Annotated in this window: 13 protein-coding genes; 7 read left to right on the top strand and 6 right to left on the bottom strand. The window is 39.6% G+C overall.

All coding sequences use genetic code 11. The features are described from left to right. Window positions 1-18: 18 nt before the first annotated feature. Window positions 19-1,275 (bottom strand): L,D-transpeptidase, encoded by a 1,257-nt coding sequence (locus HMPREF0014_RS15770; RefSeq protein WP_002052477.1) that lies wholly within the window; start codon window positions 1,273-1,275, stop codon window positions 19-21. 305 nt (window positions 1,276-1,580) lie between these two features. Here HMPREF0014_RS15770 and hemE point away from each other — a divergent pair, with 305 nt between their 5' ends. From hemE to HMPREF0014_RS15750, 4 genes are all read left to right on the top strand, one after another. Continuing rightward, window positions 1,581-2,654, top strand: coding sequence for a uroporphyrinogen decarboxylase (gene hemE / locus HMPREF0014_RS15765; protein WP_002052969.1), 1,074 nt, complete (start codon window positions 1,581-1,583; stop codon window positions 2,652-2,654). A 6-nt stretch (window positions 2,655-2,660) separates the two neighbouring features. After that, entirely contained in the window at window positions 2,661-3,455 is a 795-nt protein-coding gene (locus HMPREF0014_RS15760; RefSeq protein ID WP_002052947.1) for a DUF817 family protein, read from the top strand. 143 nt (window positions 3,456-3,598) lie between these two features. Then, window positions 3,599-4,069, top strand: a complete 471-nt coding sequence (locus tag HMPREF0014_RS15755; protein WP_000914200.1) for a DUF3015 family protein — start codon at window positions 3,599-3,601, stop codon at window positions 4,067-4,069. Between the two features lie 61 nt (window positions 4,070-4,130). After that, window positions 4,131-6,023, top strand: a complete 1,893-nt coding sequence (locus HMPREF0014_RS15750) for a DUF4105 domain-containing protein (protein ID WP_009499749.1) — start codon at window positions 4,131-4,133, stop codon at window positions 6,021-6,023. Between the two features lie 67 nt (window positions 6,024-6,090). On the opposite strand, the gene blaADC is transcribed toward HMPREF0014_RS15750, so the two are convergent. Next, a complete protein-coding gene (gene blaADC / locus HMPREF0014_RS15745) occupies window positions 6,091-7,242 on the bottom strand; it encodes an ADC family extended-spectrum class C beta-lactamase (RefSeq protein ID WP_006580662.1) in 1,152 nt (383 codons plus the stop codon). 156 nt (window positions 7,243-7,398) lie between these two features. After that, on the bottom strand, window positions 7,399-7,947 hold the full coding sequence (folE, locus tag HMPREF0014_RS15740; protein ID WP_001187844.1) for a GTP cyclohydrolase I FolE: 549 nt from the start codon (window positions 7,945-7,947) through the stop codon (window positions 7,399-7,401). Window positions 7,948-8,208: 261 nt separating this feature from the next. On the opposite strand from folE, the gene xdhA reads away from it, so the two are divergent. The 3 genes from xdhA to xdhC are packed head-to-tail and all read left to right on the top strand — an operon-like array spanning window position 8,209 to window position 13,075. Next, complete coding sequence (xdhA, locus tag HMPREF0014_RS15735; RefSeq protein ID WP_004886100.1) at window positions 8,209-9,708, top strand: xanthine dehydrogenase small subunit; 1,500 nt, start codon at window positions 8,209-8,211, stop codon at window positions 9,706-9,708. A gap of 1 nt (window position 9,709) precedes the next feature. Next, the gene (gene xdhB, locus HMPREF0014_RS15730; protein WP_004886101.1) at window positions 9,710-12,085 is read left to right on the top strand and encodes a xanthine dehydrogenase molybdopterin binding subunit; all 2,376 of its coding nucleotides are present in this window, start codon (window positions 9,710-9,712) and stop codon (window positions 12,083-12,085) included. Between the two features lie 6 nt (window positions 12,086-12,091). Beyond that, complete coding sequence (gene xdhC, locus HMPREF0014_RS15725) at window positions 12,092-13,075, top strand: xanthine dehydrogenase accessory protein XdhC (RefSeq protein ID WP_004886103.1); 984 nt, start codon at window positions 12,092-12,094, stop codon at window positions 13,073-13,075. Between the two features lie 10 nt (window positions 13,076-13,085). On the opposite strand, the gene HMPREF0014_RS15720 is transcribed toward xdhC, so the two are convergent. The 3 genes from HMPREF0014_RS15720 to trpD are packed head-to-tail and all read right to left on the bottom strand — an operon-like array spanning window position 13,086 to window position 15,656. Then, window positions 13,086-13,781 (bottom strand): Smr/MutS family protein, encoded by a 696-nt coding sequence (locus HMPREF0014_RS15720; protein WP_004886105.1) that lies wholly within the window; start codon window positions 13,779-13,781, stop codon window positions 13,086-13,088. Window positions 13,782-13,790: 9 nt separating this feature from the next. Continuing rightward, window positions 13,791-14,597 (bottom strand): indole-3-glycerol phosphate synthase TrpC, encoded by an 807-nt coding sequence (gene trpC, locus HMPREF0014_RS15715; protein ID WP_000608301.1) that lies wholly within the window; start codon window positions 14,595-14,597, stop codon window positions 13,791-13,793. A 9-nt stretch (window positions 14,598-14,606) separates the two neighbouring features. After that, window positions 14,607-15,656: an anthranilate phosphoribosyltransferase gene (gene trpD / locus HMPREF0014_RS15710; RefSeq protein WP_009498528.1), complete on the bottom strand. Its 1,050-nt coding sequence runs from the start codon at window positions 15,654-15,656 to the stop codon at window positions 14,607-14,609. Window positions 15,657-15,923: the final 267 nt, after the last annotated feature.

The following is a 15,923-nucleotide window of genomic DNA, read 5'->3' as shown; positions in this document are numbered from 1 at the left end:
GCTTTTTCTTTTAAAAGATTATTCTAAGAATTTAACAGTGACACCTGAACGTACTTTATTACCTAAATCGTTAGCATCCCAGTTTGTTAAACGGATACAACCGTGTGATGCAGTTTTAGAAATTAAAGACGGGTTTGGTGTACCGTGAATACCGAATGATTTTTTACTTAAACCAATCCAGATGTTACCTACAGGAGCGTTAGGACCTGGTGGTAAAGAAAGTGGTTTTAAGTTTTTACCTTGTACGAAGTTCGAAGGTGAATAGCTATACCAAGGGTTACGCGCAACACCAACTACCTTATAAGTACCGGTCGGAGATGGCGTATCAGTACTGCCAATTGTTGCAGGAAATGAGGCAATCATTTGATTGCGGCTATTAAACAGATACAACTGTTTAGCACCTTTATGCGCAATAATTAAATGAATGTCTTCTGGTAAGTCATTGCGTACGTTAGGAACAATAATTTTCTCACCAACTTTTTTGAAGGTTGCTTTTGGGTTTAGTTTCTTTAAGAAACCTTCATCAATATGGAACTTCTCGCCCAACATTTCACTCACGCGAGTGTAATACAAACCTTTCATTTTGGCTTGTAATGCATAGTCAGAAGGAATTGACTCAGCATACGGACCTTTGAGGTCTGCATCAGTAATGGTGTATTCAATAAATGCTGGTTTTGTCTGTTTTGCAACAAGTGCATCCCAAGTTTCTTTAGTAAGTTCACCAGTAGGTGATAAACCATTCATTTGCTGGAAAGATGCAATTGCTTTAAGCGTGTTTTTACCGCTCATGCCATCAATTGCACCCGGTGAAGCATGCGCATTGTTTAGCATGACATGGGCACGTGCATAAACTGGTAATTGACCTTTACCAATATTTTCGTACCACTCAGCATTGTTTAAGCCATCTAATGTCCATGAAACGGCTGGAGCAGAAGTAGCAGTCTTAGATGCTGTTGTTGTTTTAGCTGGCGCTGTTGGTTCTGAAGCCGCAATACCTGAATCGGCATTTGGATCTTCAGCTTTTTGTAAATTTTGTAATGTTGTAGACGCTCGATTTAAGTCATTTTGTTCTTGAGCTGTAATCTGTGTCTGGGCTTGAGCTTGAGTTTGGGCTTTAACAGTTGAAGCAGCATCTACAGCAAGCGGATCAATCGGATCTTCTACAGGAGCAGATACTTTTTTAGGAGTGACTGGTTGCTCAGTTGTTGACGCAGCCAAAGCAACATTAGCAATAATACAACTTAAACTCATAGCGAGTAATGAGCGAACAAACATGTAATTCAACCTTAAGAATTTTCATATAAGCAATAGGGTAAGGAGACTGATCCTAAAGTTTATAAAATCACCAATAACGCAATGTATGCGTATTTAAGTATTGGTGAATTTAATCATTAAAGGAAGATCAATAAACCCGATGTAACATGTTGCAAGTATTGCAGAAAACCGAGCTTCTTGCAGTAGACTTTTGTGTAAATATGCATTTTTTAGTAGATTGACAAGTTTTTTGTATGAAATTGAAATTATAAAAACATTCACCTTTTTGATATGATGCTGCCACATGAAAAAGATAGAGATCGGCAATGACGACACTTAAAAATGATCGTTTCTTACGTGCTTTATTACGTGAGCCTGTAGATACCACTCCAATATGGATGATGCGCCAAGCAGGACGTTATTTGCCTGAATATCGGGAAACACGCTCAAAAGCTGGTGACTTTCTATCTTTATGCAAAAATACAGAGTTTGCTTGTGAAGTAACTTTACAACCTTTGCGTCGCTACGATTTAGACGCAGCAATTTTATTTTCAGATATTTTAACGATTCCAGATGCGTTAGGACTAGGCCTTTATTTTGAAACAGGCGAAGGCCCTAAGTTTCATAAAACGGTACGTACTGAACAAGATGTAGCAAACTTACCTAAGTTAAATGCTAAATCTGATCTTGATTATGTCATGAACGCAGTAAGCACAATTCGCTCTGCTTTAGGTGGACAAGTTCCACTCATTGGTTTTTCGGGTAGCCCTTGGACACTGGCGACTTATATGGTTGAAGGTGGTTCAAGCAAAGAGTTCCGTTTTACCAAGCAAATGATGTATGCCCAGCCGGAAGTTTTGCATGCGTTGCTTGACCATTTAGCAGATTCAGTCATTGACTACTTAAATGCTCAGATTGATGCAGGCGCTCAAGCAATTCAAATCTTTGATAGTTGGGGCGGGGCTTTAGCACACCGTGAATATGTAGAGTTCTCGCTGAACTATATGAAAAAGATTATTGCAGGTCTGCAACGTGAAAAAGATGGACGCCGTATTCCTGTCATCGTATTCACTAAAGGTGGTGGTCAGTGGCTAGAGCCAATGATTACAACAGGTGCAGATGCATTAGGTTTAGACTGGACCACACCATTAAATACAGCTCGTACAACTGTAGCAGGCCGTGTTGCTTTACAAGGAAACCTTGATCCGGCTGTTTTATATGGTTCAGCGGCTTCAATTGAAAAAGCAGTGAAAGCCATGCTAGATGATGCTTATGCAAATGGTGAGAAGACAGGCTATGTTGCAAACTTAGGCCATGGCATTACCCAGTGGGTAGATCCGGCCCAGCCAAAAATCTTTGTAGATACAGTACATGAGTATAGTGCTAAATATCTAGGATAGTTTTTTGTGCAATATCTCTCTTTAACCTTTCAATTTATTGGCAAGGCTGTTTCGGCAGCCTTGTTTGGTATTTTGCTTTTAATTGCTTTTGCTTTAACCGCGCCGATGGGAAGCCATGAATATATGGGTTTTTATCGTTATGATTATTTACTCATCTATGCGCTCATTATTCAGATTTGTCTGTTGTATTTAAAGCTTGAGTCTTGGCAAGAAGCCAAGGTCATTGCTTTATTTCATATCATGGCAATGGTCATGGAAATCTTTTTGACACACCCTGGCATTGCTTCATGGCAATATCCGCAGCCTGCTGTGTTTAAAATTATTACTGTGCCTTTATTTGCAGGCTTTATGTACTCGGCTGTAGGTAGCTTTTTTGCTCGCTCAATCCGTTTATTTCAAGTTTCTTTTGAAAAACTTCCAAGTTTTGGAAGTATGCTTTTTCTCGCATTTTTCTCATATATTAATTTTATGAGTAAATTTTTTATACCAGATATTCGCTATATTTTATTTGCTTTTAGTGTTTATATTTTCTGGAAAACTACACTTTATTTTCAAATAAATGAACGTAAGTTTAAAACTCCAATGCTCCCTGTGTTGGTGACACTCGCATTCATAATTTGGGTTGCTGAAAATATTAGTACATTTTATAAAATTTGGGTTTATCCAAGTCAGATTAATGCTTGGCATATGGTGGGATGGGGTAAACTTGGTTCATGGTATTTATTATTACTACTAAGTTTAGTATTAGTTCTTAAAATATTAGGTCATCGAGATAATCAAGGTAATTGGAATTTAAAATAAAAATTTCCTTTTTACTTTTTATCATATTATTTAATTTTTAATTGCTAAATGATAAGCATATCGCTATCTTTGAAGGGTGTAACAATAGTTACACATAACAATACATAAGAAACAATCAATAATGATTTTGGAGATATACATCTATGTTAAAAAAATTAGCTTTAGCTGCTTTGTTAGCAGCTGGTTCAAGTGTTGCTATGGCTGATAACGATGTAGGTTGTGGTGTGGGTACGCAAGTATGGGCTGGCCAAAAAGGAGTGGTGCCTAAAATTCTTGCTGCAACAACAAACGGTATTTTTACTAACCAATTATTAGGTATTACTTTCGGTACTTTAGGTTGCCGTCAAGGCGGAACAGTAACAGCTCAAGTTGTTACCTTCACAAATGAAAATGCAGAAGCTTTAGCGCGTGATATGGCTGTAGGCCAAGGTGAAAGCCTGAACGTACTTGCTGAGTTAATGCAAATTAAACCACAAGACAAAGACCGTTTCTTCAAAGTTTCAAAAGCAAACTTCGGTGAAATCTATTCAACAAACAACCAAAACACACTTCAAGTATTAGCATCATTACAAAACGTAATGGCTAAAGACGAAGTTTTAAAAGCTTACGTATAAGTTTGAAATTGAAAACCCTGCCATTTGGCAGGGTTTTTCTTATATTTAATGATAAAAATTGATGAGCTTAATGAAATCGGTTGCTTTAATTTTTGCCTCATTGGCAGTTAATATTGCGTATTCAGCAGAAATAAATCCATCTATTCAAAACTATTGGTCTATTGCAGAACAAAAAAAATTAGATCAAGACATTACATGGCAACGGCTCATGTATGCCAATAAAAACCAGAAGAGTGAAGTAAGTTATTCAGGTTATTTTATTGCTGCAAATGGGAAAAATAATTTAAAAGAAGAACAGAAAGCTGATATCGCTGCATTATTTACACCAGCCCCAGACAACCAGTCAATACGTTGTAAATTTCCGGCACGTAGTCAGTGGCTTATAAAGCAATTAGGCATTCAGGAAAATGAATTGCCGCAAGTAAAATGTTCAGAGTTTGAAAACTGGATTGGCCAGATTAAGCCTTATAAAGCGACTTTAATTTATGCGACTGACTTTATGGGCAATCCAAGCTCAATGTTTGGACATACCTTATTGCGTTTAGACCCTAAAGATCAAAAGCAGTTAAACCTCGTTTCTTACGCTGTAAATTATGCGGCCACTGTCGCAGGCAATGACAACTGGTCATATGCTTGGAAAGGCTTAACAGGGCAGTATCCGGGTGAATATTCACTTATGCCTTATTATCGTAAGGTAAAAGAGTATGGTGATTTTGAAAGCCGTGATTTATGGGAATATGAGTTAAATCTATCTCCTGAAGAAACACGTTTTTTGGTGAGCCATATTTGGGAAATGCAACATGTGAGCTTTCCTTATTACTTTGTGAGTGACAACTGTGCCTATCGGTTACTGGGCTTAGTCGATTTAGTTAAACCTGAGTCTCATCTACAAGAAAAGTTTAATTATGCTTCCATTCCAATGGAAACCATTAAAGCGATGCAACAACAAGGACTCACCAAAGCTCCTGTGTATCGACCCGCTTTAGAAACTCAATTATTGGCCCAAGCTCATCAACATGGTGCGTCTTTAGCAAAAGTTGCTCATCAAGTAGCAATGAAGCCAATTCAACAGTCTACAGAAACACTTAAATCATTTAGCCCATCAGATCAGGCCAAAATTCTTGAGATGGCTTACGATGATTTATATCTACAATTTATTGGTCGCAAAGTTGAAGAAAGCTTTGCCCAGCCACAGCTTAGACAGCTTTTAGCACTACGAAGTCAGATTGATTTAGATAAACAGCGCCAAGAACCGAAACGACCTTCTACCGAGCCAACACAAGGCCATAATGCACGTAATGTTTCGCTAAAACTGGGCGAAGTGCAAGGTGACAAGTTTATCGAGATAGGTCATAGACAGGCTTATCATGACTTAATAGATCCTCAAGGCGGATACCGTGCCGGTACTCAATTATTATTTTTAAATGGTAATGCGCAGTGGCGTAACGATCATCTAAAACTTGAGCATCTTGATCTGTTAGAGGTGAACTCCTATAACCCGATTCAACCATTTAAAACACCGCTGACTTGGGGATTTAACTTAGGTTGGCGTCAGGAAGCGGTTCATGACGGTGTTTATAGTGATGAAAAGCAGCATGGCGTCGCGAGTTTTAATGCTCAGGTTGGTTACAGTCTTGCAGATTATGAGCGCAAACATATTTGCTATGGGCAGGTACAAACTTACGTCCAAGCTGGTTCAAATTTAGATAAAGGTTGGCGTGTAGGAGTAGGGCCGACATTAGGGTGTATGAATCAATGGTTTGAAAAGTTTAACTCAGTGGTGCAAGTGGAGTTGCCATATTGGGAAGACAAAAACCAATGGAACTTACGTTTAAATACACAGTGGCAATATGCCATTAATAGCAATAATGCTATTCGGCTTAATTGGGATTATGAAAAACAGAATCATCTGGACTGGATGAAATCAAGTCTTGGATATGTTTGGTTCTTTTAAATCATATATTCATAAAAAAGAGAGAAATAGATGAAGACTATTTCTCTCTTTTTGTTTTAGGGAAAAATTATTTCTTTATTGCATTTAGCACAGCATAAGCTGCTTTAATGCGTTCTTCATTTGGAATGCGTTTATTGGTTAACATGACTAAAACAATATTTTCTTTAGGTATAAATACGGCATAGGTTCCGAAACCATTTGTTGAACCAGTTTTGTGGTACATCTTAACTGAAGGTTCTTTTGAAATAGCAGTCACTTTATTAGGTTTCATGACAATCTGTTCTGAATTACTGTCTAATAAAGTTTGTAACGTTGCCGGATAAGCAAACTCTTCCCAACCGAGTGCCTGATACATGCTATTTACTTGATAGCGACCTTGATGTGTCTCATTAATTGCACATTGAATATTTGCCGGATATTTCTGTGGATTCAGGTTGGCATGAATAAAGCTCAGCATGTCGGGTAGGGTCGATTTGACGCCGTATGCTGGGGCATCGAGTGGGCCAGGGTTAACTCGAATTGGCTGATTTTCTTGGTTATAACCAAATGCATAGTTTTGCATCTGAGTTTTAGGCACATTGACATAGCTATGTTTTAAGCCAAGGTCCGGAAAAATCGTTTTTTCCAAGACCTGACTAAAAGGCTGCTTCATTGATAAACCAACTATTTCCCCAAATAGACCGATACTTGGGTTTGAATATTGTCTATATTCACCGATTGGGTTTTTAGGTTTCCAATCTTTAAAAAAAGTTAAAACCTGTTGATCTGTTTGTACTTCATCTGGGAATTGCAAGGCGAGGTTACCACTTGTATAGGTGGCAAGTTGAAGTAAATTGACCTGATCAATTGGGGTGTTTTTTAACTCTTTCCAGTATTTGCCCGGCGTATCATCAAAAGAAATTTTTCCTGTATTTTTTGCATAAGCACCTGCCGTCGCAGTAAATAATTTACTGACAGAACCTAGCTCAAAAATGGTATTGCTATTTACAGCTTTTTTATCTTGAACGGATTGTAGACCATAATACGTTTCATATTTTTTATTGTTTTGAATAACACCTACCGCCATGCCCGGCACATTATATTTTTCTAATAAGGGTTTAAAATTTTGATCTACCAATTGTTTAATTTCTTGGTCTTTAGAACTATTGCCCGCATAAATTGAGGTATTAAAAATAAAAAGAGAAGGTAAAAGTAAGTAAGAAATTTTTTTAAATCGCATGATTCGCTCATAAATCATTTAAAAAGAAAGATGCGTACTTTTATAACAAAAATCATCTAATTTAATTGTTATGTTTTATAGAGTTGGATTGAAGGTTTATAGCGTTCAGCTATAAAAAAAGCCCAACATTGTCGGGCTTTTTGCAGTAAAACTATATTAGTAGCTTTCTGGTACAGCACTTAAAAATTCACGGCGTGCTTCTTTATCGGTTTTAAAATCTCCGACAAATGAAACTGTACGAGTAGTAGATTCTTGTTTACCTACACCACGCATCATCATGCACATATGTGCAGAGTCAATGACTACAGCAACCCCACGAGCGCCAGTGACTTCTGCAACAGCTTCAGCGATTTGCTGAGTTAAGTTTTCCTGAATTTGCAAACGACGAGCAAACATCTCAGTAATACGTGCAAATTTAGACAAGCCAAGCACTTTGCCTTCTGGTAAATAGGCAACATGAACACGGCCATAGAATGGAAGGAGATGGTGTTCGCAGAGCGAATAAAATTCAATATTCTTCACCAATACCATTTCATGGTTATCTGATGGGAAAACAGCATTATTGGTGACTTCTTCTAAAGTTTTACTATAGCCAGAAGTTAAATATGAAAAAGCTTTAGCCGCACGCACAGGCGTATCTTTAAGGCCGGGACGATTAAGATCTTCACCGACGGCAGTCAGAATATTTGCGTACGATTGCTGCATTGACATAAGACGTATAAATTTACTCTATTAGACAAGCTCGGCATTGTATCAGAAACATGCCCTGATGTTCATAAATCCTCACACTATATTTATTTTGGTTTTGCGCACGCTTAGTAAAAGATGAATAAATTTCATGTTTTTTATCGTTAATAGTCAAGTGGTTGGATATGAAATGTGCGTTTAATATAGGTAAGTTCTAAATGATCGCTTCATGGCATCATATTTGCACAAAAGCATTATTATAAAACATAAGGATAAAACATGTCAGAACGTCCAATCACCTTCTTTTTTCGTGGCGGTCAGCAGCAAGTAGAAAATATTCTACCCACAATGACGGTTTTACAGTTTCTACGAGAATATACCCAAACTGGTAAAACCAGACAGACTGGTACAAAAGAGGGCTGTGCTGAGGGCGATTGTGGTGCATGCACAGTAGTGATTGGTGAGTTGGTCAATGACAACCTGCAATTACGAAGTGTGAATGCGTGTATTCAGTTTTTACCGACTTTAGATGGTAAAGCGCTATTTACAGTAGAAGACCTTCATAGCTTATTGCCTGTACAAGATGGCACGCTTCATCCGGTACAACAGGCGATGGTCGATATGCATGGTTCACAATGCGGTTTTTGTACACCCGGTTTTATCATGTCGTTATGGTCAATGTACGAAAATGAACAACAGCCCCCAAGTAAAGATAAAATCAGTGATTATCTTTCTGGAAACTTATGTCGCTGTACGGGTTATCGCCCTATTTTAGATGCAGCACAAAAAGCTTATGACTATCCACGTGTGGCATTAAAGCGTCAAAAAGTAATTGATGTATTAATAGAGATCAAAGCTTTACCCGCACTGCATTTGAATGATCAAAAGCAGCAATTTTTTGCACCCAAGACTTTGCAAGATTTTGCTGCTTTACGTTTACAGCTACCGCAAGCACGAATTGTTGCAGGGAGTACCGATGTCGGTTTGTGGGTAACAAAGCAGGGCCGTGATTTGGGCGATATGCTTTATATCGGTCAAGTTAAAGAGCTCAAAAAAATTGTAGTCACAGACCATGCTTTAACAATTGGGGCAAATGTAAGTTTGAGTGATGCACTCATTAAAATTTCAGAGTTTTATCCCGACTTTCAAGAATTGCAGCGTCGTTTTGCTTCCATGCCTATTAAAAATGCAGGAACGTTAGGAGGAAATATTGCCAATGGTTCGCCGATTGGCGATTCAATGCCAGCATTAATTACCTTAGGTACGCGATTGATTTTGCGCGTTGGTGAGCAGACTCGTGAAATTGCCTTGGAAGACTTTTATTTAGATTATCAAAAAACAGCATTACAGCTTGGTGAGTTTATAGAGTCGATTGTTATTCCACTTCGTGACGGACAGACGCGTTTTAAATTTGCCAGCTATAAAATTGCCAAACGATTTGAGCAAGATATTTCTGCAGTATGCGCTGCTATTTCATGTGAGCTAGATAATGATGGTGTCGCTCACAATGTGAAAATTGCTTTTGGTGGCATGGCTGCTATTCCCAAACGTGCAAAATATACAGAAGCCATATTGGAAGGCCAACAACTTACAACAGAATTGATCGTTCAGGCACAAGAAGCATTGTCGCAAGACTATCAGCCTTTAGATGATGGACGTGCTAGTTCTGCATATCGTTTACACGTCGCGAAAAACTGTTTACAGCGTTTTTATGTAGAAAAAGTCCTGTCTCGGACAATCACTCGAGTAAATGACTTGATTGCTATGGTGGAGATCTGACATGAATCAAAATATTGACTTAAGGGTTTCTAAAAAATCCGCTAAAGCAGGTGATTCGATTCCACACGAGAGCGCGCATTTACATGTGACGGGGCAGGCAACTTATATTGATGATTTACCCGAGTTTGAAAATACGTTGCATTTGGCAGTCGGATTTTCGAATTGTGCCAAAGGCAAAATCAGTAAGTTTGATTTAGAGGCAGTACATCAGGCCGATGGTGTCCATGCAGTTTTTTCGGCAAAGGATATTGAGGTTGAAAATAATTGGGGACCCATTGTTAAAGATGACCCAATTTTTGCAGAGGAGCAGGTTGAGTTTTATGGACAAGCCTTGTTTGTGGTTGTTGCTGACACTTATCAGCAAGCCCATCAGGCAGTTCGCTTAGCAAAAATTGAGTATGTGCCTGAAACTCCGATTTTAACGATTCAAGATGCGATTAAAAAAGAATCGTGGGTGCTACCGCCTGTTGAATTTAGCCACGGTGACGTTGAACAGGCTTTTGAAAATGCAACACATCATCTTTCAGGGAATATTCAGGTTGGTGGACAAGAGCATTTTTATCTAGAAGGGCAAATTTCCTATGTGATTCCACAAGAAAATCAGAGCTTAAAAGTCTATTGCTCGACACAGCATCCAACCGAAATGCAGTTACTAATTTGTCATGCACTAGGCATGAATATGCATCAGGTGAGTGTGGAAAGCCGTCGTATGGGTGGTGGTTTTGGTGGTAAAGAATCGCAGTCGGCGCAGTGGGCGTGTATTGCATCTTTGGCAGCGCAAAAAACAGGCCGTCCGTGTAAATTACGCTTAGATCGTGATGATGACATGAGTGCTACAGGCAAACGTCACGGTTTTGCTTATGAATGGTCAGTGGCTTTTGATGACACTGGTATTTTGCAAGGCTTAAAGGTGCAACTGGCTTCAAACTGTGGTTTTTCGGCTGATCTTTCTGGGCCAGTGAATGAACGGGCGATTTGCCATATTGGCAACGCTTATTATTTAAATGCAGTTGAGCTACGTAACTTGCGTTGTAAAACCAATACTGTTTCCAATACCGCATATCGTGGTTTTGGTGGACCGCAAGGCATGTTTGTCATTGAAAATATTATTGATGACATTGCGCGTTATTTAGGTTGTGATCCAGTTGAAATTCGTCAGCGCAATTTCTTTGCCGAGCAGCCCGGCGCTGGACGTGACCGTATGCACTATGGGGCAGAAGTTCGTGATAATGTTGCGCCAAAATTAGTAGCCGAACTATTGCAAAGTAGTGATTACGCGAAACGCAAACAGAGCATCCATGCCTTTAATCAGAATAATGACATCATTAAGCGTGGTATTGCGTTAACCCCATTAATGTTTGGTATTTCGTTTAACGCCGTGCATTACAATCAGGCAGGGGCACTGGTCTATGTGTACATGGATGGCACTGTCTCTATTACTCATGGCGGTACAGAAATGGGACAGGGGCTATATACCAAAGTACGGCAGGTTGCTGCACATGAGTTGGGTTTACCAATCGATAGCGTTCGTTTAATTGCAACTGATACTTCTCGTGTACCAAATACTTCGGCAACTGCAGCATCGAGTGGCGCAGATCTAAACGGTAAAGCTGTTCAAAATGCCTGTATTAAAATTCGTGAGCGTCTGGCTAAACTTGCAGCCGAAATAAGTCAAAGTGAAGCTGACCAAGTCCAGTTTGAAGATAGTATGGTTTCAACAGGGAATGGTCATTCATGGACATTTCCTGACTTGGTTCAACGGGCATATATGGCACGTGTACAACTATGGGACAGTGGTTTTTATAAAACGCCAGAAATTCACTATGATCAGGTCAACCATTTAGGGCGCCCATTTTTCTATTATGCCTATGGTGCAGCGGTTAGTGAGGTTGCAATAGATACCTTAACTGGGGAAATGAAAGTATTACGTACCGACATTTTGCATGACGTTGGGCAGTCAATTAACCCTGCAATTGATATTGGGCAAATTGAAGGCGGTTTTGTGCAAGGGATGGGGTGGCTCACGACAGAAGAATTGTATTGGCAGCCGCAGGGTCCACACACAGGCCGTTTATTTACCCATGCACCTTCAACTTACAAAATACCGACCAGTGTAGATATTCCTCATATTTTTAACGTCAAACTGTTTAATAATCAAAATCAGACAGACACTATCTATCGCTCTAAAGCGGTAGGTGAACCGCCATTTATGTTGGCATTATCTGTTTTCTCTGCAATTCGTCAGGCAGTACAGGCGGCTATTCCAGAAAATGCACCGCTCGTACTCAATGCTCCGGCAACTGCCGAAGAAATTTTACGTGCAATTGCTATTGGACGTGGACAAGCTTTGGCAGATCGTCCACAAGCTAGAATGTAGAAGATTATGCAACATTTACAATGGTGGACTGATTTTGTAGCTTGGCAAGCCGATGCGTTGCCTATGGTATTGGTCACAGTGGTCCGTGCTGATGGTTCTACACCACGAGAAGTTGGTGCAACGATGTTGTTGCGGTTTAATTTACAACAGCAATGGCAGCAGTCAGATACGATCGGTGGGGGGCATTTAGAGTTTCAGGCAATTGATATTGCTAAAGCAATGTTAAGTGAAACGGGAACTTGTGTAAGGCGTATTGAACGTTTTAACCTCAGTGCTCGGCTTGGGCAGTGTTGTGGCGGAGTAATGTGGTTATTGTTTGAAAAAATATTACCCGCTGAAATTGCGTCGGATTTGTCTGGAAGTTTCCAAGCATGGCGAGCTGGAAAGCATATATGGCGTAACGTCTCACATCAATATGCATCCACTTGGCAAACTATGGATATGGAACAACAACCAAGTTTCGAGTTTCATTCTGGCAGTAGTGAGCAATGGCAATTTAGCCAGCAGATTCAGCCTTATGCCATGCAAGTACTGGTTTGTGGTGCAGGGCATGTGGGTGAAGCAATTGTTCGTTGTTTATTGCCTATTGGTGTTGGAGTGAAATGGATTGATCCGCGTGATGATATTTTCCCATCCGATTTACTGCAACAGGCGCACTGTATAACAACTGATACCTTAGACACCGAGATAGAGTATTTTGACCGTTCAGGTGCAGTTTTAATTTTAACGCACGATCATCAACTAGATTTGCAACTGTGTTTTACAGCCTTAAAACCTACGGCAAAACCATTTGCTTATGTTGGGATGATTGGTTCAAAGAGTAAAAGGGCCATTTTTGAAAAACGTATGCAGGTGCGAGGTTATACTCAGGAAACATTACAACGTTTGGTTTGCCCGATCGGGATAGAGGGGATTTCATCGAAACAACCTGCAACGATTGCCATTGCAGTAGTTGCTCAATTATTGCAGGTGTTTGATGTAAAAAAATGATCCCAAAGGATCATTTTTTTTGTTCGAATTTTGGATTTTTTTCTGCACGTTTAAGCAGTACGAGAACGGCACCTGTTCCACCTTGATTTTCAGGGGCACTTACAAAGGCCAACACATCGCGGTGTTGACGTAACCATCCGTTGACATAGGTTTTTAAGACCGCTTCTGGGCCTTTACCATGCACAATTTTGATGACATTCTGATTTTCATCTTTTGCCATCTGGATGATTTGTAAAACTGCGTCACGTGCTTGTTCAATGGTACAGCCGTGTAAATCTACAGCTTCAAACCAACGCATCTTGCCTGCTTTTAAGTCTTCAAAAACCTTATGTTGAAGGGTCGCAATGCGATAGCTTAACGTTGCTTGGCTTGCGACTGGATTTAAAGCAGCTTGTGTATCTGATAGCTCGGCATGTTCGGTATCACGACCACCTTCGGCAGCTGCACGTTTTGCCAAAGTTTGTGCATCGACTTTTTTGGCACGAGGTGTTTTTACATCGGCAATATTACTATTGTTGATGCGTTTTACACCTGCAACAGCCTGTTGAAACAGGTATGTATCTTCCAATTCTTCAGTCTCAGCCTGAGATTTTTTAGACCCAGGCTGATTTGCGATTTTGCTTGAATGAGGATTGGAGATTTGCTTTTTAAATTGCTTCAATAACTTTTGTTGCTCTTTAGAAAGCGATGAATCTTTATTACTCATATATCTTCATTAAACCGTTTGAGGTTGTCCAAAAAGAGCAGTAAAAGCTTGATCTGGACGTGGTTGTTTCATAAAACTTTCGCCAACCAAGAAACTGTGAATATCATGCTCTTGCATCATACGCACATCATCTGGTGTCGCAATGCCACTTTCAGTGATCAGTAAACGTGAGGACGGAAGTAATTTTTTCAAGCGGATAGACGTATTTAAATCTACATCAAAGGTTTTTAAATTACGGTTATTCACACCTAGTAAACATTGCTCAGAAAGTTTTAAGGCACGCTCTAACTCTTCTTCGTCATGAACTTCAACCAATACATCAAGTTGATGTTCAAACGCTGTTTTAGACATTTCTTCGAGTTGCTGGTCAGACAAACAAGCAACAATTAATAAAATACAGTCAGCATGCAAAGCACGTGCTTCAACTACATTATATGGGTCGACCAAAAAGTCTTTACGTAAAGCAGGTAGGGCACAATGATTGCGGGCAATCGCAATATTTTCATCTGCACCCTGAAAGAAATCCACATCAGTCAGTACTGATAAACATGCTGCTCCAGCTTGTTCATATTGCTGAGCAATTTCAGCAGGATTAAAGTCTGCGCGAATGATTCCTTTTGATGGAGATGCTTTTTTAATTTCAGCAATCACACCCGGACGTTTATGTTGTAAAGCATTTGCAAAGCCACGCACCGGAGACGCTGCTTTTGCAAGCTCTTCTACATCTTGCAAATTACGTTGTTTTAAACGCGCAGCAAGTTCCTCATGTTTACGGTCAACAATTTTACCTAAAATGGTATTTTGAATATTAATCATGAGAAGTCCTTAATCTGCCTGAGATTGTTTTAATGTTTTAGTAAATTCAGCTAAAACACTCATTTTCTCTAATGCTTGCCCGCCGTAAATAATATCTTGCGCAAATGTAACAGCCTGAGCATAAGTTTTGGTAATGCCTGCTACATAAATACCTGCGCCCGCATTAAGCGCAATCATGTTTGCTGCTTTTTCACCAATATCGGATTTATTTTTGCTTAAAGCATCTTTAATGAGCTTTAGACTCGCCGATGCATCAGCAACCACTAAACCATTTAAAGTTTGTGACTCAATTCCGACATCTTCCGGATTAAGTGTCCACTCAGTAACTTCGCCATCTTTGAGTTCTGCAACAGTGGTAGGTGCTGCAAGACTAATTTCATCAAGACCATCTCTTGAATGAACAACCATAACGTGTTCAGCACCGAGTTGTTTCATCACTTCTGCAATTGGACGGCACAGTTCATCTGAAAACACACCAATCACAAAGCGCTTTACCCCAGCTGGGTTGGTCAATGGGCCAAGTAAATTAAAAATACTACGAATACCAAGTTCACGACGTGGGCCAGCAGCGTATTTCATGGCTTTGTGGTGGTTTGGTGCAAACAAGAAACCTACACCCATTTCACGGATGCAGCGTTCGGTTTGTTGCATATCTAAATCAAGGTGAATACCTGCTTGCTCAAGTAAGTCTGATGAACCCGATTTACTTGAAACGCCACGGTTACCATGTTTTGCAATGGTGGCACCTGCTGCTGCAATCACAAAGCTAGATGCAGTAGAGACGTTAAATAAATTTTGTCCATCACCGCCAGTTCCCACAATATCAACTAAATGTTTGATATCACTCACATCGATCTTAATTGCAAATTCACGCATGACACGTGCAGCAGCTGTCATTTCGTCGATGCTTTCACCTTTCATGCGTAGGCCCATCATTAAAGCACCAATTTGTGCCTCGGTTGCCTCACCTTGCATGATGCTGCGCATAATTTCTTCCATTTGAGGCTGAGTCAAATGAATGTTCTTGGTAATGTGGTTAAGCGCCTGTTGGATATTCATAGTCATGATTTACAGCATTAATGATTAAAATTTTTAGGTGAAGTTGATCGAGTGTGGGAGGTTCGGCCTATTGCGTTCCATGATTCACTAGCTAGGGGAGCTATGTTAGCAGAAAATAATCAAAGATTTTTGCTGTTCGATAAGAGAATTAAAAATTTTGATTAGAGAAGGTTTTGAATCTATTCATAAACAAAATTTATTTATTGAAAAAGGTTTTAGTTTGTTGTGAGTTTTTATGATAAATAATTAACCATTTGGTATATCTTA

The organism is Acinetobacter sp. RUH 2624 (assembly GCF_000162375.2).
Taxonomy (GTDB): domain Bacteria; phylum Pseudomonadota; class Gammaproteobacteria; order Pseudomonadales; family Moraxellaceae; genus Acinetobacter; species Acinetobacter nosocomialis.
This window is presented reverse-complemented; position numbering and strand designations above follow the sequence as displayed.

Bases quoted from the DNA above. Each gene is read 5' to 3' on its own strand.
- blaADC (WP_006580662.1), bottom strand. From the start codon at position 7,242: ATGCGATTTAAAAAAATTTCTTACTTACTTTTACCTTCTCTTTTTATT.
- trpD (WP_009498528.1), bottom strand. From the start codon at position 15,656: ATGAATATCCAACAGGCGCTTAACCACATTACCAAGAACATTCATTTG.
- folE (WP_001187844.1), bottom strand. From the start codon at position 7,947: ATGCAGCAATCGTACGCAAATATTCTGACTGCCGTCGGTGAAGATCTT.
- xdhB (WP_004886101.1), top strand. From the start codon at position 9,710: ATGAATCAAAATATTGACTTAAGGGTTTCTAAAAAATCCGCTAAAGCA.
- HMPREF0014_RS15770 (WP_002052477.1), bottom strand. From the start codon at position 1,275: ATGTTTGTTCGCTCATTACTCGCTATGAGTTTAAGTTGTATTATTGCT.
- HMPREF0014_RS15720 (WP_004886105.1), bottom strand. From the start codon at position 13,781: ATGAGTAATAAAGATTCATCGCTTTCTAAAGAGCAACAAAAGTTATTG.
- HMPREF0014_RS15755 (WP_000914200.1), top strand. From the start codon at position 3,599: ATGTTAAAAAAATTAGCTTTAGCTGCTTTGTTAGCAGCTGGTTCAAGT.
- xdhC (WP_004886103.1), top strand. From the start codon at position 12,092: ATGCAACATTTACAATGGTGGACTGATTTTGTAGCTTGGCAAGCCGAT.
- xdhA (WP_004886100.1), top strand. From the start codon at position 8,209: ATGTCAGAACGTCCAATCACCTTCTTTTTTCGTGGCGGTCAGCAGCAA.
- HMPREF0014_RS15750 (WP_009499749.1), top strand. From the start codon at position 4,131: ATGAGCTTAATGAAATCGGTTGCTTTAATTTTTGCCTCATTGGCAGTT.
- hemE (WP_002052969.1), top strand. From the start codon at position 1,581: ATGACGACACTTAAAAATGATCGTTTCTTACGTGCTTTATTACGTGAG.
- trpC (WP_000608301.1), bottom strand. From the start codon at position 14,597: ATGATTAATATTCAAAATACCATTTTAGGTAAAATTGTTGACCGTAAA.